The organism is Actinotignum urematis, assembly GCF_051264595.1.
In the GTDB taxonomy this organism is placed as follows: domain Bacteria; phylum Actinomycetota; class Actinomycetes; order Actinomycetales; family Actinomycetaceae; genus Actinotignum; species Actinotignum timonense_A.
In genome coordinates this window covers 114,565-137,714 of the sequence record NZ_JBOZBG010000004.1, presented here as the reverse complement: position 1 = coordinate 137,714, position 23,150 = coordinate 114,565, and the positions used below count along the sequence as shown (strand labels likewise).

At 62.4% G+C, this 23,150-nt stretch carries 18 protein-coding genes and 2 tRNA genes; 7 read left to right on the top strand and 13 right to left on the bottom strand.

Annotated features, from left to right (window positions below):
* Positions 1 to 245: 245 nt before the first annotated feature.
* From ACRQDJ_RS03840 to ACRQDJ_RS03800, 9 genes are all read right to left on the bottom strand, one after another.
* Positions 246 to 1,673 carry an N-acetylglucosamine-6-phosphate deacetylase gene (locus tag ACRQDJ_RS03840; protein ID WP_435717792.1) on the bottom strand — a complete coding sequence of 476 codons (1,428 nt, stop codon included), beginning with the start codon at positions 1,671 to 1,673 and terminating at the stop codon, positions 246 to 248.
* Positions 1,674 to 2,444, bottom strand: a complete 771-nt coding sequence (locus ACRQDJ_RS03835) for a glucosamine-6-phosphate deaminase (RefSeq protein ID WP_284897161.1) — start codon at positions 2,442 to 2,444, stop codon at positions 1,674 to 1,676.
* 95 nt (positions 2,445 to 2,539) lie between these two features.
* Positions 2,540 to 3,214 carry an N-acetylmannosamine-6-phosphate 2-epimerase gene (locus ACRQDJ_RS03830; RefSeq protein ID WP_284889973.1) on the bottom strand — a complete coding sequence of 225 codons (675 nt, stop codon included), beginning with the start codon at positions 3,212 to 3,214 and terminating at the stop codon, positions 2,540 to 2,542.
* 95 nt (positions 3,215 to 3,309) lie between these two features.
* The gene (locus ACRQDJ_RS03825) at positions 3,310 to 4,488 is read right to left on the bottom strand and encodes an ROK family protein (RefSeq protein ID WP_284897163.1); all 1,179 of its coding nucleotides are present in this window, start codon (positions 4,486 to 4,488) and stop codon (positions 3,310 to 3,312) included.
* 9 nt (positions 4,489 to 4,497) lie between these two features.
* A complete protein-coding gene (locus tag ACRQDJ_RS03820; protein ID WP_016441969.1) occupies positions 4,498 to 5,418 on the bottom strand; it encodes a dihydrodipicolinate synthase family protein in 921 nt (306 codons plus the stop codon).
* Positions 5,419 to 5,422: 4 nt separating this feature from the next.
* Complete coding sequence (locus tag ACRQDJ_RS03815; RefSeq protein ID WP_016441970.1) at positions 5,423 to 6,295, bottom strand: ABC transporter ATP-binding protein; 873 nt, start codon at positions 6,293 to 6,295, stop codon at positions 5,423 to 5,425.
* Positions 6,296 to 6,311: 16 nt separating this feature from the next.
* Entirely contained in the window at positions 6,312 to 8,408 is a 2,097-nt protein-coding gene (locus ACRQDJ_RS03810) for a dipeptide/oligopeptide/nickel ABC transporter permease/ATP-binding protein (protein WP_375712901.1), read from the bottom strand.
* 2 nt (positions 8,409 to 8,410) lie between these two features.
* Positions 8,411 to 9,367: an ABC transporter permease gene (locus ACRQDJ_RS03805; RefSeq protein ID WP_016441972.1), complete on the bottom strand. Its 957-nt coding sequence runs from the start codon at positions 9,365 to 9,367 to the stop codon at positions 8,411 to 8,413.
* Between the two features lie 165 nt (positions 9,368 to 9,532).
* Positions 9,533 to 11,134 carry an ABC transporter substrate-binding protein gene (locus ACRQDJ_RS03800; protein WP_435717790.1) on the bottom strand — a complete coding sequence of 534 codons (1,602 nt, stop codon included), beginning with the start codon at positions 11,132 to 11,134 and terminating at the stop codon, positions 9,533 to 9,535.
* Between the two features lie 302 nt (positions 11,135 to 11,436).
* Between ACRQDJ_RS03800 and ACRQDJ_RS03795 the strand changes: the two genes are divergently transcribed.
* Positions 11,437 to 12,462 carry a FadR/GntR family transcriptional regulator gene (locus ACRQDJ_RS03795; RefSeq protein ID WP_087070235.1) on the top strand — a complete coding sequence of 342 codons (1,026 nt, stop codon included), beginning with the start codon at positions 11,437 to 11,439 and terminating at the stop codon, positions 12,460 to 12,462.
* 515 nt (positions 12,463 to 12,977) lie between these two features.
* Positions 12,978 to 18,323 carry an exo-alpha-sialidase gene (locus ACRQDJ_RS03790; protein ID WP_101595555.1) on the top strand — a complete coding sequence of 1,782 codons (5,346 nt, stop codon included), beginning with the start codon at positions 12,978 to 12,980 and terminating at the stop codon, positions 18,321 to 18,323.
* A gap of 133 nt (positions 18,324 to 18,456) precedes the next feature.
* Here ACRQDJ_RS03790 and ACRQDJ_RS03785 read toward each other — a convergent pair whose 3' ends face one another.
* Complete coding sequence (locus ACRQDJ_RS03785; protein ID WP_087070233.1) at positions 18,457 to 19,659, bottom strand: sialidase family protein; 1,203 nt, start codon at positions 19,657 to 19,659, stop codon at positions 18,457 to 18,459.
* 479 nt (positions 19,660 to 20,138) lie between these two features.
* Between ACRQDJ_RS03785 and ACRQDJ_RS03780 the strand changes: the two genes are divergently transcribed.
* The 4 genes from ACRQDJ_RS03780 (at position 20,139) to ACRQDJ_RS03765 (ending at position 21,523) form a co-directional block, all read left to right on the top strand.
* Positions 20,139 to 20,735 carry a GNAT family N-acetyltransferase gene (locus tag ACRQDJ_RS03780; RefSeq protein WP_087070232.1) on the top strand — a complete coding sequence of 199 codons (597 nt, stop codon included), beginning with the start codon at positions 20,139 to 20,141 and terminating at the stop codon, positions 20,733 to 20,735.
* Positions 20,736 to 20,857: 122 nt separating this feature from the next.
* Positions 20,858 to 20,945, top strand: a tRNA-Ser gene (locus tag ACRQDJ_RS03775).
* Between the two features lie 117 nt (positions 20,946 to 21,062).
* Complete coding sequence (locus ACRQDJ_RS03770; RefSeq protein ID WP_087070231.1) at positions 21,063 to 21,281, top strand: hypothetical protein; 219 nt, start codon at positions 21,063 to 21,065, stop codon at positions 21,279 to 21,281.
* A 2-nt stretch (positions 21,282 to 21,283) separates the two neighbouring features.
* Complete coding sequence (locus ACRQDJ_RS03765) at positions 21,284 to 21,523, top strand: hypothetical protein (RefSeq protein WP_180948677.1); 240 nt, start codon at positions 21,284 to 21,286, stop codon at positions 21,521 to 21,523.
* 251 nt (positions 21,524 to 21,774) lie between these two features.
* Here the strand turns inward: ACRQDJ_RS03765 and ACRQDJ_RS03760 are convergent, their stop codons facing one another.
* Both ACRQDJ_RS03760 and ACRQDJ_RS03755 read right to left on the bottom strand, forming a co-directional pair.
* Positions 21,775 to 21,954, bottom strand: a complete 180-nt coding sequence (locus tag ACRQDJ_RS03760) for a type II toxin-antitoxin system RelE/ParE family toxin (RefSeq protein WP_087070229.1) — start codon at positions 21,952 to 21,954, stop codon at positions 21,775 to 21,777.
* Positions 21,941 to 22,225, bottom strand: a complete 285-nt coding sequence (locus tag ACRQDJ_RS03755; protein ID WP_051278520.1) for a type II toxin-antitoxin system RelB/DinJ family antitoxin — start codon at positions 22,223 to 22,225, stop codon at positions 21,941 to 21,943. Before ACRQDJ_RS03755 ends, ACRQDJ_RS03760 begins: the two co-directional genes overlap by 14 nt.
* Positions 22,226 to 22,506: 281 nt before the next feature.
* Between ACRQDJ_RS03755 and ACRQDJ_RS03750 the strand changes: the two genes are divergently transcribed.
* Positions 22,507 to 22,579, top strand: a tRNA-Arg gene (locus ACRQDJ_RS03750).
* A 93-nt stretch (positions 22,580 to 22,672) separates the two neighbouring features.
* Here ACRQDJ_RS03750 and ACRQDJ_RS03745 read toward each other — a convergent pair.
* A complete protein-coding gene (locus ACRQDJ_RS03745) occupies positions 22,673 to 23,116 on the bottom strand; it encodes a hypothetical protein (RefSeq protein WP_087070228.1) in 444 nt (147 codons plus the stop codon).
* Positions 23,117 to 23,150: the final 34 nt, after the last annotated feature.

The following is a 23,150-nucleotide window of genomic DNA, read 5'->3' as shown; positions in this document are numbered from 1 at the left end:
GGCCTGAGCCCGCGCCCCGTGGAGAGGGGCAGGATCGACACGCCCGATCCTGCCCGAGGGAGGCAGTGAACGCTTCCCGGCTTGTGGTGCTGCCGTACCCGCGAATGCTTCCAACGTGGACCATCGGCGAGTTCCGGCGTGGAACCCCGCGGATCCCAGCGTTGGACGGCCAAGGTATGCCATACCGGAGCCTCACGGAGTTCCGGCGTAGAAACTCCCGTGCTCCTCGGCGTGGAACCCGATGGCTAGGAGTGGGAGATTTCCACTCCCTCGCGAACAACCGCCAGCGGGGTCATCGCCTCATTCCAGGCGACCAGATTGACCGGCTTGCCCGGGGTGAAGTCCACCGTGACACCGGGAGCATCCCAGGCGCCACCGGCGTAGACCGGTCCGGCCACCGTGGCCCGCACCAGCTGCGGGAGCGTCAGCTTCCCGCGCCCGGCGAAGAGGGCCACCTGATCGGCCAGCACCGATGCACCCCCGGCCAAAGTATCGGTACCTTCCAGGTAGCAGGCGCCGTCGCGCACTTCCACCGCGAGCCCGCCCAGGGTGTACTTCCCGGGAGGCATACCGGCCGCGGCCAGGGAATCCGTAACGAAGAAAGCCCCGGGAATACCCAGCTGGCCCGCGCCCGCGCTCCCAGACGCCCCGGCCCCGAGATCCGGCTCATCAAGGTAATCCACCACATCCTCGACGAGGTCGGGATGCACGTGGTAGCCGTCGGCAATCACTTCCGCGCTGATGAAACCGCGGCGCGCCGCTTGAATGTACTCGCGGATCGGGCCGGGAGCCCGGTGCGTAAAAGCGGTCATCGCGTTGAAAAGATGCGTGACAGTTTGTGCGGCTTCCTGCCCGACGGCGCTACCGGCGACAGTCCCGGCGCCACCGGCTTGCCGCGCATCCGCGCCCGCGCCCGAACCGGCTCCCGTGCCAGCCCCAGCAAGCACCGCCAGCGGCGTGTACCCGTGCCGCCGCGCTATCTCCAGGGTGCGCGCGATTTCGGCCCGGGTGACCGCGCCATCCCCGTGGGAATGCCCCCAGGACGGCTTGCCGCCATATTCAAGCAGCAGCTCGGCGGCGCGCTGGGCGCCCTCCGCTTCCGGGGCCACCGTCATCGTCTTAATCCAACCGCGCCCGGCCTCCAGCCAGGAACGCAGCTCGGCCTCGTCCACCGCGCGGATCACCTCGGGGTTCTGCGCCCCGCACTTCTCCCGCGAAATATACGGGCCCTCCAGGTGGATACCGGCCAGCTCTCCACGCTCGCAGAACGGCACCAGCGCCTCGATCTGCGGGAGCGGATCCGCCAGCGACACCAGGGAAGCGAACATCGCCGTGGTCCCCCCGCGCTGGTGAGTGCGGATCGCGGTCGCGATCTCCTCCTCCGCATAGTTATCCGGGAAGGCGAAGCCCCCACCACCATGGCAGTGAATATCCACGAGGCCCGGAGTAATAACATGCGCCCGGCGCACCCGCGGATTATCCGCGCCCAGCCCGAAAGCCTCCGCGGCCCGAGCTTCGATCCCGCGCGACTCCCGTTCCGCCGCCAGCCCCGCGGTTACCGCGGCGGCCTCCTCAGCGGTGAGCAGCCGAGCCAGCGTACCGGCGTCGTCGATCTCAATACCGTACCCAACCTCGCGGCCGTACCCGTTGAGAACGCGCCCCAGGTAAAACACTTAGATCATCTCCCAACGCGCGCGGTACAGGTCCGTCAGCTTGAGCTGCGCGGCGGCCGCTTCGTCCAGGAGCACGGTGACATCCGGGTGCATCTGGATAATCGTGGCGGGCCAGAAGGCGCTGATGGGGCCTTCGCACAGCTCGCGCACCGCATCCGCCTTATTCGCACCGAAAGCGAAAAGCACCAGCTTCTTCGCTTCCATAATGGTGCCCAGGCCCTGGGTGATGCAGCGGGTGGGGACGGCCGCTTCGTCGCCGTCGAAGAACCGCGCATTATCCTTGATGGTTTGCGGGGCCAGCGCCTCCACGTGGGTGCGCGAGACCAGCGAGCCGCCCGGCTCGTTGAAGCCGATATGGCCGTCCGCGCCAATCCCGAGAATCTGCAGATCCACCCCGGCCGCGCCGATCTTCGCATCGTAGTCGGCGGCCGCGGCCTGCGGATCCGGGTTCTGCGCATCGGGCGTATTGAGGCCCTCCTCGGTCAGGCCGGTCTTATCGTCCCCCACGAGGTTGCGGCGCAGCACATTGCGGTAGGACTCCGGATGCTCCGGATCCAGCCCCACGTACTCATCCAGGGCAAAAGCCTTGGCGCCGGAGAGGTCAAATTCGCCGGCCGCGTGGGCCTCGCGCAGCGCCGCGTAGAGGAGATCCGGCGTGGAACCGGTGGCCACCCCGAGCGTCGCGTGCGCGTCACGCGCGAAAAGATCCTGGATAATGCGTGCGCCCTCGCGGGAGGCTTCTTCCGCGGTGGCGAAAATTCCGATATGCATGAGTTCGTCCTTTCCCGGGCGCGTTTCACGTGAAACGCGGCAGTGGTCAGTGCTCGCGGCCCCGCGCTTCGGTTGCGCGGGACCCTGGTGAAGTTTTAGTTTTCGACGGCCTCGCGGAACCACGTGGTGATCGTGGTTGGGTGCGTAATAGCAGTTCCGACGACGGCCGCCCAGGCGCCAGCTTCCATGACAGCCCGCGCTTGCTCCGGAGTGTGGATGCGCCCTTCGCAGACCACCGGGATCTCCGGGAATTCCGCGACCATCTGGGCCAGCAGGTCAATATCGGGACCGTCGGTCTTCGGGCGATCCCCGGAATAGCCCGCCAGGGTGGTGCCGAGGATATGGCAGCCGGCCTTGGCCGCCGCCCGGGCATCCTCAATCGAGCCGCAGTCCGCCATGACGAGCGCGCCGTCGTCCAGAAGAGCAGCCACGGTTTCCGCGAAGCTCAAGCCGTCCGGACGCGGGCGGGACGTGGCATCGAGGGCCACAATATCGGCGCCGGCGCTGATGCAGGCGCGGGCGTGGCGCAGGGTCGGGGTGATGAACACACCTTCGTGGCCCTCTTTCCACAGGCCGATGACAGGCACTTCCACCTGGCCTTTAATCGCGGAAATATCCGCCAGGCCCTGGCAGCGAATCGCCGCCGCTCCCCCGCGCTCGGCGGCGAGGGCCATCTGCGCCATCGTTTCGGGGTGGCGCAGCGGTTCACCCACGTACGCCTGGCAGGACACGACGAGGTGCCCGCGGAGAGATTCGATCATCGGATGCACGGTAACTCCTAAGTTATAACGAGAAATGCAGAGGTGTAGTTATGCGGTTCGGTGCGCTTGGGGCGCGGTCCGGGCCGGCCGTAGCGTGCGCCGCGCTAGCCCGCGGTGTGCAAGAAGTGAACGGCCGCGCCGATCAGCGGGGCCTGCGATCCCAGGCTACCCTCCACAATCGGGGTCGCGGCGGTGCCCACCATGGCATCGCGCCGGTAGCCCTCGCGCAGCGCGTCCATCCAGAACTCGCCCACGTGAACGAGCGAGCCGGAGAGGATAATAACGTCCGGGTCGAAAGAATTCGCCAGCCCGCCCAGGGTCTGCCCGAGCGCAAAAGCACCGTCCGTGAACACCTCGCGCGCGAACATATCGCCCGCGTCCACGAGGGCTTTCAGTTCCCGGCCTCCACGTACGACGACGGGGCGCTGCGCGCCCGGGGCCCGCAGGTAGGCACTTTCGGGAACATCGGCGATCCCGGTGAGGGAAGCCGCTGCCGCGGCAGCGTAACTCGCGCCCTCCACGTGGGCTTCGGCCTGGCGCTTGGCGTAGAGGCGGGCCGCACCGCTGCCCGAGGCCACTGATTCCACGTGGCCATCGCGCCCGCAGGAGCACACCAGCCCGGCGGCGTAGGGATGGTGAATATGGCCGAAGTGGCCGGCCACCCCGTGCGCGCCGAAGAGGATGCGCCCGTCGATCACGGCCGCGCCGCCCAGCCCGGTTCCCACCGCGATCACGAGTGCGGTACGCGCGCCGGCGCCCGCCCCGTAGGTTGCTTCCCCGAGTGCGTGCCCGTGCACGTCATTGAGGACGCGCACCGGCAGGCCGCAGCGTTCGGCAAGATGGGGGCCGAGGGGCTGACCGCCCCAGCCGGGCATGGTGTCCGTGGCGGAAGCGATGCATCCGCTCTCCACGTCCACCACCCCGGCGCTGGCGATAGCAATTCCGCGCACCGGCGTTCCGGCGGCGCTGGCTGCCTCGATCTGGCGTTCCGCGAAATCCGCGATATCCGCCAGCACGCGCGCTCCGCCGCGCCGCGCTTCGGTAGGAATACTGGCTTCGAGGGAGATGCGCGGGGCCGGGAGCGCGGCGGGCTCCACGCCCGCTCCACCCGCGACCGGGATACCGGCCGCGCGGTCAGCGCCCGCGTGACCGGCGCCCGCGCCCGCGGCACCGCCCGGGGCGGTGGCCGCAAAGGTCACCACCGCCCCCGCGATTTTGGTTCCCCCGATATCCAGCCCGAGCAGCGAAAACTCGGAGCCGGGCTGGAACGGTGCTACCTTCATGAGTGCTCCTTAGAGCAGCCCGCAGCTGGCGAGCACGCCGCGAATAGCTTCGACGTTCTCACCTTCGAGGGCCTTGACGGGCCGCGGCATCTGGTTAGAGGCGATAACCCCCAGTTCCTTCATGGCCGCCTTGAAAGCGCCCACGCCAGCGGCGAAGCCCTGCACGCCCTTGGGCACCATGACGATGCGCATGAGATGGGCAAGCTCGTCCTGCAATTCAGCAACGCGCTTCCAGTCCCCGGCCTGCGCGGCATCCCACTGCTCCACGTAGGGGCGCGGTGCCACATTGGCCAGGCCCGGAACGGATCCGTCCGCCCCGCCCATGTAGGCGCCATCCACAACCACTTCGTGGCCCGTGAGGATATTGAGAGGGTTACCGGCGGCCTTGTTCTCCTCCAGCAGGAAGCGGAAGTTAACGTCGTCGCCAGAAGAATCCTTAACACCGGTCAGCACGCCTTCGCGCCCCAACCGCATGAGCAGGTCAATGGAGAGCTTCTTGTGCACGCACACCGGGATGTCGTAGGCGAAAAGCGGCAGGTCCACAGCATCGCGGATGTAGCGGAAGTTCGCTTCAATTTCCGCTTCCCCACCCAGCGCGTAGAAGGGCGCCGTTGCGACGATGCCGTCCACCCCGATGGCCTGGGCATCGCGCGCGTGCTCAATCATGCGCTCGGTTTGCATATCGATAATGCCGGCGAGCACCGGAACACGCCCGTTAGCGACTTCCACCGCGGTTTCGAGGATTTCACGACGCCGCGCATCGGTGCTGAACACCACCTCGGAGGTTGAGCCGAGCACGAACAGGCCGTGTACTCCGGCGTCGAGCATCCGGTTGAGCGAGCGCGCGAAAGACTCCTTATCGAGTTCGCGTTCTTCGGTCAGCGGCGTGACTGTCGGGGGGATAACGCCGCGGAAACGAGGATCTGACATGGGACTATGCCTCCAATTTCGGGTGAAGCAGCGAGGGCGCCGCTGCCAATAGGGTTCTCGTGTAGTCATTTTGCGGATTGTGGAGCACGTCCTTGGCGTCTCCCCATTCCACGATCTCTCCGTGATTCATCACCGCGATCTTGTCCGATACGTAACGCACCGTCTGAATATCGTGGGTGATGAAAACCATCGCCAGCCCCAGATCCCGCTTGAGATCGGTGAGCAGGTTGAGGATCTGGGCGCGCACGGACACGTCCAAGGCTGAGGTGGGTTCGTCCGCGATGATCGCGTCCGGGCCCACAGCCAGCGCACGGGCAATAGCCACGCGCTGACGCTGTCCACCGGAGAGCTGCCCGGGCAGCGCGTCAAGCGCCGATTGGGGCAAGCCCACCATGCCGATAAGGTCTTCCACGCGGCCGTAGCGTTCCTCGCGAGTGCCGATCTTGTGGACCGTCATCGGGTCGAGGAGCTGGTCACGTACGGTCATACGAGAGTTGAGCGCCGTGGCCGGATCCTGGAACACCACCGAGACCACGCGGCCGATATGGCGGCGCTGGGCAGCGGTACGTTTCGTGACTTCTTCACCCTTGAAAAATACCTTGCCGCCTGTGGGGGACTGGAGTCCGCACATCACGTTCGCCGTCGTCGACTTACCGGAACCGGATTCGCCAACGAGACCGATGGTCTGGCCGGGCATCAGGGAGAGGTTCACGCCGCGTACGGCGCGCACCTTATTCGGATTGAAGATGGAACCGGTACGGGTGCGGAAGGTGACGTCAACGTCGCGCAACTCGATAATCGGTACATCGGAAAGGGTAGGCCGGTCCGCTACGGACGCACCGGCAGCGTGACGAGCTTCGGTATCCAGAGTTGTCATGATCTTTCCTCCTTCGTCACTTCTGGGCATCCGGGCCGGCTGCGCCATCGGCGGCTTCGCCAGCAGTGTGAGCTGCGGCGCCGGTAGCGGTCTCGGCAGCGCTGGACGCGCGCAGCGATTCCTTGGGCACCAGGTTGGTGGTGGCCGGGTCCGGAGCGTCGGGCTGGGCGGCGTAGAAGTGCCACGTCTCGCCCACACGTTTCATAATCGGGCGGGTGTCCAGGCCCACCGTCGGATGCGAGGACCGCGGGGCGAAACGATCGCCCTTCGGGAAGTCGCGCGGCGAGGGAACCGTGCCGGGCACCTGGTGGAGCCGGCCGGCGCCCGCTTCGATGGAAAGCACGGAACCGAGCAGACCGCGAGTGTATTCGTGGTGCGGGTCGGTGAGCAGTTCCTTCGTGGATGCCTGCTCCACAACCTGACCGGCGTACATGACGGTAATCGAGTGGGCCACTTCCGCAACGAGCGCCAGATCGTGGGACACGAAGACCATCGCGAAGCCGAGTTCCTTGCGCAGGCGGTTGAGAAGCTCCACCACCTGGGCCTGAACCGTCACGTCAAGCGCGGTGGTCGGTTCGTCCGCGATCACCAGCTTCGGGTCACGGGTGAGCGCCATGGCGATAAGCACGCGCTGGCGCTGGCCACCGGAAAGTTCGTGCGGGTAGGACTCCAGGGTCCGCTTGGGATCCAGGTCCACCAGCTCGAGGAGCTCTTCGGCGGTGCGAGTGCCCCCGCGGCTGGTCAGCTGCTTCATCTGTGCCTTGATGAGCATGGACGGGTTGAGGGAGGACAGGGCGTCCTGGTAAATCATCGCAATCTCATGCCCGCGCAGCTCGTTGTGCTGCTTGGGGGTGAGCTCGAGGAGGTTCTGCCCGTTGAACATAATCTCACCGCTAATATCGGCGGACTTATCGAGCAGGCCCATAATCGCCAGGGAGGTAATGGACTTACCACACCCGGATTCACCCACGAGACCCATCGTCTCACCGGCGCGCACATTGAAGGACACGTGGTCCACCACGTTGACATCGCCGTGGCGCGGGAACTTGATGCACAGGTCGCGCACTTCGATAACCGGGGCCTCCTGCGAGGTGGGTTCGAAGCGGTCGGTACGCCGTTCTTCTGCTTGGCGCAGTTCCTCCAGACGCTGGACCAGCGCATCGTGCTGGGCGGCGTAAGCGGCCACCGGATCCACGAGGAGGCGGTCCTCTTCACGCTTGGCGTTCGCGTCCACGTTATCGGGAACGGCCGCGGCCTTGGGGGCCGCCACCATGGCGTCCGTGAGACCTTCGGAGAGGATGTTGAGGCAGAGCACCGTGATCATAATGGCCAGGCCCGGGAAGAGCGCCTGCCACCACCGGCCCAGGAGCACGCCGCCGCGAGCGTCGGCGAGGATATTACCCCAGGTGGGTGTGGGTTCGGCGATGCCGGCCTGGATGAAGGACAGCGAGGCTTCGAAAACAATAGCGTCGGCCACGAGCACGGTGGTGAACACCATGACCGGGGCGATACAGTTGCGCGCCACGTGCTTGATGAGGATCCAGGGAGCCCGCGCGCCGGAAACGATGACCGCGCGCACGTAATCTTCACCGTATTCGCTCATAACATTCGCGCGCACCACGCGGGTGATCTGCGGAATGTAGAGGAAGCCGATCGCCATAATGATGACGGGCAGGGTATTGCCGAATACCGAGACGAACACCGCGGCCAGCGCGATGCCGGGGAAGGACATGATGATGTCCATGCAGCGCATGATCACTTCGGAGATCCACTTGCGGGAGACCGCCGCCAGCGCACCGAAGATCGCACCGAAGAAGAGCGCGAAAGCGGTAGCGGCGAAGCCGATAACCAGCGAGTAGCGGGCACCGTAGATCATACGGGAGAGAATGTCACGGCCCTTTTCGTCAGTACCGAAGAGGAAATCACCATTCGGTGCCTGGCGGGCAACTTCAATTGCCTGCGGGTCGTGCGGAGAAATAAGGGGTGCGAAAACGGCCGCGAGGGCAATGAGCACCAGAACGACGACGCACAGCTGGGCGCCGCGGGTCATATTGCGGAAACGCTTAAACCGGACACCGGGGCGTTCCATCTTTTCCGTGAGTTTACGCCTCATGATTAGACCTCCCGGATACGCGGGTTGATCAGCACGTAAAGCATGTCAACCACAATATTGACGACGATGAAGGCCAAGGCCACCACGAGGACCACGCCCTGCACCAGGAGGGGGTAGTTCTGCTGGACGCCTTCGAGGATAGCCATACCCATGCCGCGCATGTTGAAGATAACTTCAATAACCACAGCGCCACCCATGAGGTAGCCGATACGTAGACCGAGCACGGTCACCGGGGAGATCAGGGCATTGCGCAGCACGTTGCGGGACACCACCACGCGCTTGGGGATACCCGCACCGATAGCGGTACGCACGTAGTCCTTATCGAGTTCCTCCACCATCGAGGTACGAATAACACGGGTGAGGGAACCGGCCACCGGGACACCCAGGGCGATAGCGGGCAGCGCCATGCGCGCCAACCAACCGGCCGGGTCTTCACTGAAAGCCGGGAGCGCGCCGGATGCCGGAAGCAGAGGCATATTGACGGAGAACGCCAGGATCATAAGAACGGCCAGCCAGAAGGAAGGCGTTGCGATGAAAGCGATGGAGAAGACGCGGATGATCTTGTCGGGCCACTTGTCGCGGTAGAGCGCGGCAATGACACCGAAGACGAAAGCGAGAATAACGGCGATAATAAGGCCGAGGAAGGTCAACTGCATGGTGATGGGGAAGGCCTCACCCACGCGCTCGGCCACCGAAGCTTGGTTGGCGCCGTACGTGCCCAGGTCGCCCTGCACGAAGTTGACGAGGAAGTTCCAGAACTGAGCGAGCCAGGGATCATTGAGTCCCATGGCCTGACGGTAGGCTTCCAAAGCTTCTTCAGATGCCCCTTCACCGAGGGCCGAATAGGCCGGATCGATCTTAGAGAAGGACATCAGGAAGAAGACGAGGAAGGCAACGCCCAGAACCATGATCGGAAGCACCAACAGGCGGCGCCCGATGAGTCTGAGAAGGTTGTTCACTGCAATATCTCCTCGGGGCTGCGGCGCCCCGCGTTGACTATTTGAGGGAGTATTTGGGCAAAGCTCGGGCCGGGGGTGGGGTTTACACCACCCCCGGCCCTCGCATTACCGTGTGTTCTTTGAACCAGCGCCGCGCGTGTCGTCAGCGCTGAGTCACGCGATTATTTACTTTCCAGCCGCGGCGCCAGCGTTGATGAAATCAAGGCCGGTCGTCGAGATCGGGGAGAAGTTGGTGACCTTGTCCGGGTAGTACGCGGTCAGCATCTGACGGTGGAAGAGCGGGTAGAGCGGAACTTCTTCGGATACCAGATCGAAGGCCTTGTTCCATTCCTGCTGCTGGGCGTCGCCTTCAAGGGTGACAGCCTTATCCATGTACTGGTGCAGTTCCTTGAACTTCTCGGAGCCACCCCACTGGGTGCGCTTCTTGGTCCAGGTGTTATCGCCGTACCACCAGCTGAGCAGGAGGTCGGGGTCCTGACCGAAGACCGAGGGATCGCCGGGGGCCAGGGTGACATCGAAGGTCGGGTTGTCCACGTCCAGGTTATTGGCGTAGAGAGCCGAGGAAGCCTGGGATTCGATGGTCGCGTTGATGCCGACGGCAGCCAGGTCGTTCTTGATCTGGGGAGCCAGAGCGGTGATCCACGGGTGATCGGTGGTCAGCAGCTTGATGTCGAGGTTCTCAACACCGGCTTCCTTGAGGAGTTCCTTGGCCTTTTCCGGGTTGTAGGTGTAGACCGTGGAAGCTTCGTGGAAGTTCGGGTGGCTCTCCGGGAGGAAGGACTTGGCGGCCTTCGCGTTGCCCGAGAGGGCGTTGGAGATGAGCTTGTCGGTGTCAATGGCGTAGAAGAACGCCTGGCGCACCTTGTTGTTATCGAGCGGAGCCTTCTTGGTGTTGAAGAGCAGGAAGGGCAGGTTGAAGCCCTGAACCGCGTCGATCACGCCGCCGGCGCCCTTGATCAGAGCTTCGGCATCGGCCGGGGCAGCTTCGATAACATCGACGGTGCCCTGCTGGAAAGCGGTGGTACGAGCGGTGTCGTCCTTGAGGATCTCCCACTGCATCGCTTCCGCGGTGGCCGGGAACTGGCCGTTGTAGTTCTCATTCGGGGAGAACTTGATGTGGGCGCTGGTGATCTCGTCGTACTTCCACGGGCCGGTACCCACGGGCTTGGCGGTCAGATCATCATCGCTCATCGAGGCGGGAACGATCTTGACGAGGGCCAGGCGCTCCTTGACCAGCGAGAAGGGATGCTTGAGGTTGATGGTGACGGTCGTGTCATCCTTCTTCTGCACGTTGTCGATGAAGCTCAGCATCGGCAGGTAGATATTTCCTTCAGCGGTGGACCGCTCGAAGGACTTGACCACATCGTCCGTGGTCACCGGGGTGCCGTCCGAGAACTTCGCGCCATCACGCAGCGAAACTTCGTACTGGGTATCGGTCACCTTGGTGGGAGCATCTTCCTTCGCCAGGGCGCGGTAGGGCTTGTAATCGTGGTAATCCAGTTCGTACAGGCCCTCCACCACGTGCATATTCGCGCCGGTTGCCAGCGCGGACGAGGTGGACGAGGGATGGTAGTTATTGGATTCGTAGGCGGCCGCCGCGCGAATGGTGCCACCCTTTGCCGGCTGTCCCGAGGGAACTGCGGCCTTCTCGGGTGCATCTCCACCGCTCTTGCCGGTGTCAGATCCACCGCCACCGCAGCCGGACAGCGCCAGCACACCAGCGGCCAGCACGGCCGTGGCCTTGGCGCCCCACTTCATGCGTGTCATTGAAGTGTCCTCTCCTTTGAGTTCTTCCGGAAATTCACTGCCGAATTTCCGCTATTTTTTCGCGTGCGACAACCATCTTTAGCGTCGCGTAGCTATGACTCTAGATTGTCTGACAACTTTGTGCAAGCCCGATATCTGGCTTGTGAGCAAACTGTGACCAATTTGTGATGAACCTGAGATATGGGTGCGTGAGCAGCTGTGCGGCGTCGTCGTTCCTGCGCGATACCACGCGTAACGTGACCCTATTCAATATTCCTGCGCACATCTTTTGAAAACATCCGTTTTCCGATACCTTAGGTGTCATGATGCCCGACGACGCGCAGTCACATGCCACGCAGGGCGCTATGCGGGTCACCGGCGGCCACCCCCGTTCCGGCTCGGATCGCGCCGATTTGGTCATGGACGCTTTGAAACAGCGAATTATTGAAGAACGCCTACAACCCGGCGCGAAGCTCCCCACCGAAGCGGAGCTGTGCCGCGAGCTGGGGGTCTCGCGCTCCTCGGTGCGCGAGGCGCTGTCCAAGCTGGCCGCGCTGGATATTGTCACCTCGCAGCGCGGGAAGGGCACCCAGGTGGCGAATATGTCCCTCTCCCCGCTGGTCGAATCCTTGCTGCTGCGCTCCTCCGCGCGGGCCGGTGCGGGCACGGGCGCGGTGGAGAGCGTGGCTCAGCTGCGCGAATACCTGGACTTGGGGATGGCGGAAGGCGTGGTGCGGGCGCTGTCGGGCACCCATCACGATAATCTGCACGACATCGTGGCGCGGATGACCGAAAAAGCGCTGCGCGGGGAAAACTTCCAGCACGAAGATATTGAATTCCATATTGCGATGACGTCCGCGCTCGATAACGAGGTCGCGTTGGAGATGGTCACGGCACTGTGGGTGGTGCACTCTATTGCGCTGCGCGATTTAAACGACGACGTCGATGAACTTCTCCTAGAAACCGCTCAGGCGCATAAACGTATTATTCAAGCCGCCGAAGATGGTGATATTTTCGCGTATCGCGGGGCGGTCATTGACCACTACCGGCCCCTCAATATGATTATTGACCGCCACGAGGCCGCCCAGCAGCGGGCGAATTCCGGGGGTTCCGGGGGGAACGGCGCGGGAAGTGCGGAAAGTGCGGAAAGTGCGGAAAGTGCGCTCGGAGATTGTGGGGATCCGGAAGCGCCGCCGGAGGCGCTGCCCGCTCAGGCCGCTGCCCAGCAGCGCGAGGCTGAGCGGGCCGAACGAGCCGAGCGCGCCGCGGATATTGCCGCGCGGGCGCAGCGGGCCGCCTCCTTTGCCGATATTGCGGATCCAACCTCGCGGGTTTCCGGGGTGTTGTGAGGCGGGAGCGCATCTTGTCCATGGATCCCATAGTTGGCTAGAATATACATAATCGTTCAGCCCGCCTCGACTTCGGTCGGGAGTGGGCTGGATCTCTGTTTACGGCCAGTAACCCGAGTACCCTCTGCCCACGCACCCTTTTATCCCTCAGCTCCCAACTACGAATTATGGCGTGATCCAGAATCATTGTGTCGGCATTCCCATCCCGATAGGCTTGTAGCGGAGCCCCGGCGGAGCGCTATCTGGCCATGCCAGGTATTCTTACCGGGGCATTGAACTTCATCGCGGAAGTACGTGCCGACTGAGCTGCGCCGTCGTACCGAAGTGCGGAGAAATGGACCCACCGCGGCCGCTACTCGCACCGAAACGATGCTTTATGTGACCAGCACGGTGTTCCACTGGACATTATTGTCTGACAATAACTTTCCAAGCGCGGAGTTGCTGTGCTATTTTCGTTGTTGTCTGACAATAGCGTCAGACGAGACGATGATGTCTGCCAGAAAGGTAACAGCACAATGTCAACTCCTCGCGCCCGGCGTGGGTGGAGTGCATTCGTGGCACTGTCGGCCACGGTTGCTCTCACGGTCACGCCGTTGACAGCGTGGGCCAGCCCGGGGGAAACGCCCCCGCAGCCCGAACCTCAGGCAGCGGAAGTCCTCGAGACTGCGCAGCCGGCCCTCACTGCTGACGAATTAGAATCAGGCACGTCAAGCGCTCTCGCCGCGGAGAGCGCGCCAGAAAACAGCGAAAGCTCAACTGAACCTACTAATAGAGCCGCCGAAACTACTGATAGATCCGCCGAGAGCACCGAAGCTTCGGGGGCGGAAAAACCGAGCGCTTCAGAAACTTCTGCGCCCGAACTCATGTCGGTTACATTTGAGCGCACTGACAACAACGGGGACGAGCTCCGCATCGGCCAAAAGATGACCTTTGCGGTGACCTACACAAATCTGACTAAGGACAAGACCTTCACCGCCTTCCCGTACGATTCGAATCTATCCGGTTTCCTCACTACCGGACGACCGAACTGCCGTTGGGGAAACCTGCGCCCCGGTCAAACCCAAGGCTGCACCAGCATCAGCTACACGGTGACCGCCGAAGCTGCGAAGACCGGCAGCTTCACCCCTTACGTAGTTTTTCAAGCTACAGCCGATACCGCCGGCAAGAAAGTTCTCCAAGATGGAATCCGGAAAGAACTAAAGTCGGTAACCCTCATCAACGAGCAGGCTCCGAAGGAGCCGGACCCGGCAACCATCCCCACTGATCGCCAGGATATGCAAACCGTGCCTCTGGCTCGAGCGGGAGATAAGCCGAATTACTGCTATCGCATCCCGGCTCTCGCTCAGGCGAATAACGGTTGGATCCTCGCGGCCTACGACGGCCGGCCCGATTCATGCATGGACTCCCCTAACCCCAACCACATCACCCTGCGTATTTCCAAGGACAACGGAAAGTCCTGGACTGAACCCAAGGAGATTTTGAAGGGTAAGGGCCACCTCAATAGCCCTGATAAGTATGGCTATTCTGACCCGTCCTTCGTGGTGAATGAGAAAACCGGACGCATTTTCCTCTTCTCAGTGTTCTCCTACGATGTGCGTTTCCAGGATTCCAAGCCCGGAACCGATCCCAAGGCGCGCAATGTGCTGCATGCGCAAGTGTCCTACTCCGACAACAACGGAGAAACCTGGTCTGAGCCCCGCATCATCACCAAAGACATCACTTTCAATGACGCTATTAGTTCCCGCTTCGCCGCTTCCGGAGCGGGTATTCAGCTCAAGTACGGCCCCCACAAGGACCGGCTCATCCAGCAGTTCACCATGACCGTCCCGGGTCGCGGTTACGCGGCCGTGTCCGTGTACTCCGATGACAATGGCGACACCTGGAAGCCCGGGGAGCCTGTCTACGGAAATATGGATGAGAACAAGGTCGTGGAACTCTCCGACGGCACCGTCATGCTCAACTCGCGTTCCTCCGACGGCACGCTCGCTCGCAAGGTTGCGTACTCGCATGACGGAGGCGAAACCTACACGCCTATGCAGGTGGAGTGGCAGCTGCCCGACCCGCGCAATAACGCCTCAATCATCCGCGCGTTCCCTGATGCGGAAGAGGGTAGCGATGAGGCGAAGATCCTGCTCTACTCTTCCTCGTCGGCTCGGTCGCGCTCCAACGGCCTCATTCGTATTTCGTACGACGACGGAAAAACCTGGTCAGTGGGCAAGCAGTTCAAGAAGGGTGCTATGGCCTACTCCACGATGTGGGCGCTGGATAATGGCAAGTACGGCATCTTCTTCGAAGGTGACAACAATGACATGCTCTACGCCCACTTCGGGCTGGACTGGCTAGACGCGCTCCCGATCACGAGCACCCCGGAACCCACGGTCGTTAACCGCGGAGAGGCAACTCTCAAGATGCGGGTGACGAACAAGGGCACTGCGGAAATTCCCGATCCCGTTCTCACACCCGGCAAGCTCCCACGCGGATGGTCTGCCGAACCGGTACGGATCGGAAAGCTCGCCGCAGGGGAGAGCCGCCTTGTCAATATTCCGGTCACCATCGCAGATTACGCACCTGCGAATTCGGAACCTATTACTGTCAACTTCGTCATTAACGCTGAGGGCAAGGTGGGTGTCAACGCTGCGACGTCGACCCAACTCGTTAATCGTGAAGGCGAGGTTCCCGAAGCGCAGAAGTACATGACAGTGAAGTTCGAACGCACTGATGACGGCGGAAACACCGTTCGTATCGGCCAGGAACTGAACTTCAAGGTTACCTATACGAATATTTCTGATCGTACGATCACCGCTTTCCCCTACAAATCCAACCTTTCCCGGTTCCTCACCACGGAAAGGCCCAACTGCCGTTGGGGTGATCTGCGGGCTGGCGATACCCAGGGTTGCTCCTCGATTACCTACAAAGTAACGGCAGAAGACGCAAAGAAGGGCACCTTCACCCCTTACGTGGTCTTCCGCGCTACCGAGGATCGCGATGGAACCCAGATGCTTCAGGATAATATCCGCGCCGAACTGCCCGCCATCCAGGTTCTCAACGAGGAGATTGGTAAGCAGCCTGATCCGGCAACCGTTCCCACCGAACGCAAGGACATGGAAACCGTGCGCCTGGCGCACGCAGGCGACAAGTACACGTGCTACCGCATCCCGGCCCTCGCCCAGGCGAATAACGGCTGGATCCTCGCGGCCTACGACGGCCGCCCGGGCTCCTGCGCGGATTCTCCCAACCCGAACCACATCGTCCTACGCATTTCCAAGGACAACGGTAAGTCGTGGAGTGTACCCACAGAAGTCTTGGAAGGTCACGGAACCATCCATAGCAATGACAAGTACGGTTATTCCGATCCTTCCTTCGTGGTGAATGAAGAAACTGGCCGTATTTTCCTCTTCTCGGTGTTCTCCTACGATGTGCGTTTCCAGGATTCCCAGCCGGGCACCGATCCGGATAACCGGCGGGCCCTGCACGCGCAGGTGGTCTACTCGGATGACAACGGCCAGACCTGGTCGAAGCCGCGCCTCATCACCAAGGACATCACCTTCGATGAAAATATCCGCTCCCGCTTCGCGGCCTCTGGCGCTGGTATCCAGCTCAAGTACGGCCCGCATAAGGGCCGCCTCATCCAGCAGTTCACGATGACCATGCCGAACGGCAAGGGCTACGCCGCCGTCTCCGTCTACTCGGACGACAACGGCGCCACCTGGACCCCCGGCCAGCCGGTCTACGGCAACATGGACGAGAACAAGGTCGTGGAGCTCTCCGACGGCACCGTCATGCTCAACTCGCGGTCCTCGGACGGCATTATGGCCCGCAAGGTCGCCTTCTCGAAGGACGGCGGCCAGACCTACACCCCGATGCAGGTCGAATGGCAGCTGCCCGACCCGCGCAATAACGCCTCGATTATCCGCGCGTTCCCGAACGCACCGGAAGGCAGCGCACAGGCGAAGATTTTGCTTTATTCTTCGTCGTCCGCGACCTCGCGTTCGAACGGCCTCGTGCGTATTTCGTACGACGACGGACGCACGTGGTCAGTTGGTAAGCAGTTCAAGCAAGGTGCCATGTCGTACTCCACGATGTGGGCCATGGATGATGGCCGGTATGGCATCTTCTACGAGGGCGATAACAATGACATGCTCTACGCGCATTTCACCCTGGATTGGCTGAACTCCCTGCCTGTTTCCGCGGTCCCCGCGGAGAACGCCAAGGTGTATCGCGGTAAGTCCACGATTCCGCTGTCGGTAACCAATATGGGCAGCGAGGATCTTGCTGGCGTGGTGGCCACCCCCGGTGAGCTGCCCGCTGGTTGGGAAGCCGAAGCCGTGGAGCTGGGCACCCTCAAGGCCGGGGAGACCCGCGTTGTGCAGGTGCCGGTGACCATCGGCGCGAAGGTGCTGGCCGGTGACGGTAACCAGACCATCCCGTTCCGCATTACTTCCGGTGACAAGGTGGCGGCCAATGGCTTCGCCGAGGTCACCCTCATCAACCGCGAATGCGAATCGCGGCCGGTCTACGTGCCGGGCGTGAAGCTCGCTAACGAGGTAGCGGCGGAAACCGCCCGGGAGGATAACGGCACCGATAACCTCTTCGACGGCGATCTCAACACCATTTGGCATAGCCCGTGGAGCTCCACGATCACGCTGCCGCTGGATATTGATCTGGCCCTGCCCCAGGCTGAGAATATCGGCCGAGTGGATGTGCATCCGCGCAGCGCCGGCGGGGATAACGGCCGCATCCGCTCCGCCGAACTGTGGGCCGGTAAGGACGCTGAGAGCGCGGTGAAGATTGCCGAAGGCACCTTCGAGAATTCGCCGGAGCCCGCAACCTTCTTCGTGGACACTAAGGACACCAAGTTCCTGCGCCTGCGCATTACCGGTACCTACGGGCGCACCGCCGATTCCCTGGCCTCCGCCGCGGAAATCGCCGTGTACAAGATGACCGAGGTTTCCGATACCTGCGTGGAGCCGAGCCCCGAGCCGAGCCCCACGCCCGGTACCGAGGAGCCGACGCCGGGTCCTGAGCCGACGCCGGGTACCGATCCCACCCCGGGTACTCCCGATCCGAGCCCCAAGCCGGATCCGACGCCCGATAAGCCGGCGCCCTCGCCCGAACCGACTCCGGGTACTCCGGACCCGAGCCCGACTCCCAGCCCGGAGCCCAGCGAGCCCGCGGTTCCCGAATCCAACGGAAACTCCAACTTCCTCTCGAACTCGTGGACGTCCACAGTTGCTGATCTCGTCTTCTCCTATGGGCGCGCCGGCGACGAACTCCTCGTGGGCGATTGGACCGGAGATGGCCGCAAGTCCGTGGCCGTGCGCCGCGGTAACCAGTTCTTCGTGAAGAACTCCCTGGGCGGCGGCAACGCCGACACCGTATTCTCCTACGGCAAGGCCGGCGACAAGGTCGCGGTGGGTGACTGGAATGGCGACGGCAAGTCCACCTTCGCGGTTATCCGCGGCAATAAGGTGTTCGTGAAGAACTCGCTGACCAGCGGCAACGCCGATAGCGTTATCGCTTACGGCAAGGCTAGCGATACCCTCATCTCCGGTGATTGGGATGGCGACGGCATCGCAACCTTCGCGGCTGTGCGCGGCAACCAGTTCTTCGTGAAGAACTCCCTGGAATCCGGAAACGCGGACGCTGTCTTCAGCTTCGGCCGCGTGGGCGATGAGGTCATCGTCGGTGATTGGGATGGCGACGGCGTGGACACCGTTGGGGTGCGCCGCGGCAACATCATCTACACCGCCGATGCGCAGGGCAATACCGTGATGAGCGTCGCCTACGGCAAGCCCGGCGACCAGCTCATCATCGGTGACTGGGACGGCGACGGCATCGACACGCCTGGCGTGCGGCGCTAAGCGCTTCCCGCCTCGCGCCGAGAAGCACCTCGCGGCGCGAGAAGCGAGATACAAACCGGGGCCGGGTGGGCTGGATTTCCAGCTCACCCGGCCCCGTTGCGTGGCGTGCCGCGCGGGTACGTTCCCGGCTTAGTTAGCGCAGTTCACGGCCCGGGATAAGGTCGAGATAGAGCGAGTTCTCGCGTTCAAAAACGACGGCGAGGCTATCCGATAGCCACACCGCGTCGGAGTAACCGAATTCGCCCGGGCCCAGGGAGCGGAGCAGGCGTCCGGCGTCGTCGACAATAGCGCCGTTCTCCCGGGCGGTATCCGAATGCGGGTGGATGAGGACGGTGCCATCTCCGCAGGTGATGAGCTTGGCATTGCATCCCGGATCGGGGAGGCTGAGGGGCTGCGGCGCGGACCAGCTCAGGCCGTCGCTCGAGCGCGCCACCACGCGCCCACCGCGGCCCTGGAGGCGGATATTCGCGATGACCTCACTGCCGCTCACCTCGAGGGTAGTTTCGTCCAGGCCGGGGGTGCCGACCGGGCGGATCGGTTCGGAAATCGCCACAATCCGGCCCGCGCGCACGTGCACCACGTAGATCACGGCTTCCCCGCCGCGGTTCGTGACATACGGCAGGAGCGCGGTATCGCCCAGCAGCGGGGTGGAGCCGGAGGTGGCGAAGAGGCCATCGCAGCGCAGCTCGCTATAGAGCTCGTCGTCCACCCGGGTATGGGTCAGGGAGTCGAGGCTGGTCCCCCAGGCAATCCAAGCTTCCAGGCGCGGCCCGTCAAAGCGCGAGCCGAAGTAGCCAATTTCCTCGGAGGCGGCATAGGCCAGGGTAATGCCGGCGTCGTTCCCATCAGAGTTCCCGGCATCGCTCCCGGCGGCGGTTGGCGCTGCGGCATCCGCGCCCGTAGCACTGCGCACCGGCGCACCGGCCACGCAGGGATCCCCGCACACCGCGGGCGTTCCCGGAACCGGGCGCGGCGCGGAAAAGTCGAGGTCTTGCGCGCGCAGCGGGGTGCCCGCGGCAGGCGCTTCCGAGTCCGCGGCATTCGCCCCCGCATCGGCGGGCAGCTCAGCGGTGATATAGCAAATCCGGTTGGGATTGGGCAGGTCGGCGGCCATCGCCCCGCCCAGGTTTTCCCAGTCAAAATCCCCGCTCGGATGCGGGCGTTCGTCGAAGAAAACGGTCAGCTGGTTATCCCGATGCAGCACGGCCGGGATGCGGAAATCACGGTCGGTGGTACGGGTGACGAGCGCGCGGGCCGAACGGCCAGCCGCGGCGCCAGCGCTGGGCGCGGTGGCCTGCGCACGATCATTGTGCGGGTCCTTATGTAGAGAAGTCATGGCACCATCCTATGTGGTTGTCAGACTTAATGCCGCGGGCCCGGCGCCGGGCTGCTGCCACGGACTTTTCCGCGGAATAACGGGGCTGGTGGGCGGGAGGCGCGGCGTCGTCGCCCTTCTTGAAACGGAGGCAGGTGCCGGTGGTGCACACCACGTTTTGACAGGGCCGCCGCGCTGTGTAAAATCCTGTGTGCAGCAAGCGAGGCCGGGAGGTACCACCCGCGTTTCGAGCTGTTCGCGTACAGCAACGATACAGATTCTTGACCGTTACTAGAGCTTGCACTGAAGACTTTTCTTGTTTTACGCTGAGGTTCAGCGGCCCATGACCGCGTGACACCCCCGGTGTTTCGTCCAGTACGACGACGCCACCCCCAACCCAACCTAACAGCAGCGCATGTTTGCCTGATACATACCAAGCGCTGGCTAATTCCTGACCGAATTTCCCCTGTGGGACCGAGTTGCGGAGGACGACGACTCTCATGACCACTCAACTGACTCGCCTAACCCGGTGCACGCGTGAGGACATCCCCACCCTCGCCACCATCCGCCGCACCATTGAAGAAACTATGGCTGCCGCCGGCAACAGCCAATGGCCTCTCGGCTCGCTGCCGGTGTGGAAAATCGCCGAGCAGGTAGACGCCGGCGAATTCTGGGCTTTGCGCGCGGCCGATGGCACCATCACCGCCGCCGTGCGGGCCCTGCATTCCGACCCGCTCATCTGGTTCGACGATATGCCCGCCCTCTACCTGCACACCCTCATGGCCAATCCGGCCGCTGCGGCGAAGGGCGCCGGGAGGGCCATCCTGGCCGCAATGGCCCAGCTGGCCGTCACCTACGACTACGACCGGGTGCGCCTGGACTGCGTGGGCCCGCTGCGAGGCTTCTACGCTCGCCAAGGATTCGAGGACACCGGCATGACCCATTCCGGTAACCACTCGGCGGATATGGATGCGCACCTCATGGAGCGCATCCTGCTGCCGGAGTTCACGCCGGTGGGTGAGTTTGGACTAGTCGGGCACTTTGGGACCGCGGGCACGTTCGGGCCGGAGCTCAAGGTGGCGGCACCGGCGGTGTAGGTGGCGGCGCTATAGATAGCACCGCAGCGCTGTCGCATTCCGATGTAGACTCCAGGCGGGTGTGGCAGCGCGCGAAACTACGCTAAACTATCCTTTTGCAGCCTGCGTGGGCGGCGCTGCTTGGAGAGTTGTCAGAGCGGCCGAATGAGACGGTCTTGAAAACCGTTGTGCGGCGACCCCGCACCAAGGGTTCGAATCCCTTACTCTCCGCGGACGGAATGTCCCCAATCCGATACTAAATTGGAACCCAATGTAAGGCAAATATTTCAAGTGCCACCTTGGTACGAATTGTTGACATGCTTTTTGATCAGTTCTTAGAATTGAGCTGTGCATATCAAGCAGAGCGCTTACAGGCATGGCATTTCCCCCGACGATATGGAACATGCCATACGTAACCCTCTGTACATTTACGAAGGTGATGGATACGACATATTCATCGGCGGCGGTCGGGACGGAACACTCCTTGAAGTCGCAGTAAACGACAACGGGGACATTTTTCACGCGATGAAGGCTCGGAGAAAGTTTCTTGATCGGAAAGGCTTATAACAATGAGGACGGACGACGAACTACTTGCCGAAATTGAAAGCGACGCCGACATTGATCCCGAACGGCTTATCACGGATCCAGAGCTAGTAAAAATAGCTGCCGCACAAATTCGGATCAAAATCGCACAACGCGCACTTGATGAGGCAGTCACACATGCCCGAAAAAATGGGCGCACTTGGCAAGCCATTGGTGACACGCTCGGCATGACCCGCCAGGGAGCACTACGCCGTTTTGCGGCCTAATGATAGGGTTTCAGCGATTCATTTCGAGGGGAATACGTGAATTAGCGGGCCGAACCCCGGCTTCTCCGGCGAGAACACATCCAATTCGCACCAAGTCTTGTTTCCACCACTCTCCGAGGCGCCTTTAACCTGCCTGTAGAGAAAGGCCCCGGTCATTTGTGCATTGCTAAAAGCTAGAGGCCTGACCGGGGGTCTATCACTAGTCAATCTACTTGGACAGCTGCCGAAAAGCAATGGGAGATGCACACACTTCAGCCTTTCCAACCTCCCTGCAGTGCATGGTCACGATACCGCGTGCGCAGCTCATCGCGATCTTGCCTCATCAACGCTTCGATAGCCTTCGCCAGCTTTGCGGCGTCGTAATGTTTCTTGAACAGCGCCTTGGCATCGCGCTTGAACTGATTCGTACGGAAGACGCTAGTCAGCCTCATTGAGATCCGCCATCAGCTCAGCGACGCTACTAAACGACGCGCCGGTGCGGGACTCAACTTCAGCTCTCGCCACGGCACTGGCCGAGTTCCCGCGATGCGGCGTGAACGGAATGCCGTTGCTGGCAATCGACTGCCGCAAAAACATATTGATGGCAGTACTCATATCCAACCCGAGATCACGGAATAACTCCGCAGCCTGAGCCTTCGTTTCATCATCCGTCCGGAAAGATACATTTGCCACCACAACCACCCCACTACGCGCAATCAACATTACTTTGTACATACAGTAGCATTGACCGCGCAAGATCGCGAGAGCTTTCCGGCCATGTCTCGTTGAATACGCTTGCGCAGCCAGGCAGCGTACCCGCCGCCACTACCCAGCACTGACCGCAACCCAGCCAGGCCAGATGTGAAACATAACGCACCTGGCCTGTAGATTTTGCTCTCGCCGGGGAACGCGGTAAACTCTTATCTGTCGCAAAACGAGGCGGGTTAATCGCTCGCCTCCTCAATTTTTTATTGAGGAGCTTGTGGTAGCCACCTCGTGACTGTGCGCTCGTAGCTCAGTGGATAGAGCATCTGACTACGGATCAGAAGGTCGGGGGTTCGAATCCCTTCGAGCGCGCGAAGCTCCTCCTCGGTGACCCAAATCCCGGTGGGGAGCAATTTCTTTTTCCGCGCTCAAGCCCGAAGCCCCAAGCCCGGCCGCAAAACCAACCTAACGTGAATGCTTCAGGAACGCCGGCAAATTGACCGGGTTGAAACTGAAAACTCCCGGATGGTTAATATCCGCTTCCCAGGTCTGCGCCTTACCCTCCGCGGTCCAGCTAATAAGCGCGGTAGTGGCTTTGCGCTCCACATGAAAATCGATCACGCTCTCCCACGGGTACCGCCGGAAACGCTCGCCGTCCGCCCGCGAAATATTCGACAGCCCCGACTTCCCCTCCGGATTGATCACAATAAACTCGGCATCGGTCACCACCAGCACCCGGATCACCGCCGCGTCGATTGCATTCCACAGGTTCGACACCAGGAGCTTGCCAATTCTGCCCAAGAAACTTCTATACTTGCGCACCACCAGGTAGTTCGCGCCCGCCTCAATGCCGTGCTCGCGAAGAAACGCGAGAATATCTTCTTCCGTCACGCCCCGAATAACGCCCATGACCGTGCACCCTTCTCGCGACTACCGCGATACC

Coding starts and splice junctions, on each gene's coding strand:
- ACRQDJ_RS03745 (WP_087070228.1), bottom strand. CDS start 23,116: ATGGGCGTTATTCGGGGCGTGACGGAAGAAGATATTCTCGCGTTTCTT.
- ACRQDJ_RS03780 (WP_087070232.1), top strand. CDS start 20,139: ATGACCACTCAACTGACTCGCCTAACCCGGTGCACGCGTGAGGACATC.
- ACRQDJ_RS03820 (WP_016441969.1), bottom strand. CDS start 5,418: ATGTCAGATCCTCGTTTCCGCGGCGTTATCCCCCCGACAGTCACGCCG.
- ACRQDJ_RS03825 (WP_284897163.1), bottom strand. CDS start 4,488: ATGAAGGTAGCACCGTTCCAGCCCGGCTCCGAGTTTTCGCTGCTCGGG.
- ACRQDJ_RS03810 (WP_375712901.1), bottom strand. CDS start 8,408: ATGAGGCGTAAACTCACGGAAAAGATGGAACGCCCCGGTGTCCGGTTT.
- ACRQDJ_RS03815 (WP_016441970.1), bottom strand. CDS start 6,295: ATGACAACTCTGGATACCGAAGCTCGTCACGCTGCCGGTGCGTCCGTA.
- ACRQDJ_RS03785 (WP_087070233.1), bottom strand. CDS start 19,659: ATGACTTCTCTACATAAGGACCCGCACAATGATCGTGCGCAGGCCACC.
- ACRQDJ_RS03835 (WP_284897161.1), bottom strand. CDS start 2,444: ATGCATATCGGAATTTTCGCCACCGCGGAAGAAGCCTCCCGCGAGGGC.
- ACRQDJ_RS03790 (WP_101595555.1), top strand. CDS start 12,978: ATGTCAACTCCTCGCGCCCGGCGTGGGTGGAGTGCATTCGTGGCACTG.
- ACRQDJ_RS03795 (WP_087070235.1), top strand. CDS start 11,437: ATGATGCCCGACGACGCGCAGTCACATGCCACGCAGGGCGCTATGCGG.
- ACRQDJ_RS03755 (WP_051278520.1), bottom strand. CDS start 22,225: ATGTTGATTGCGCGTAGTGGGGTGGTTGTGGTGGCAAATGTATCTTTC.
- ACRQDJ_RS03800 (WP_435717790.1), bottom strand. CDS start 11,134: ATGACACGCATGAAGTGGGGCGCCAAGGCCACGGCCGTGCTGGCCGCT.
- ACRQDJ_RS03760 (WP_087070229.1), bottom strand. CDS start 21,954: ATGAGGCTGACTAGCGTCTTCCGTACGAATCAGTTCAAGCGCGATGCC.
- ACRQDJ_RS03765 (WP_180948677.1), top strand. CDS start 21,284: ATGAGGACGGACGACGAACTACTTGCCGAAATTGAAAGCGACGCCGAC.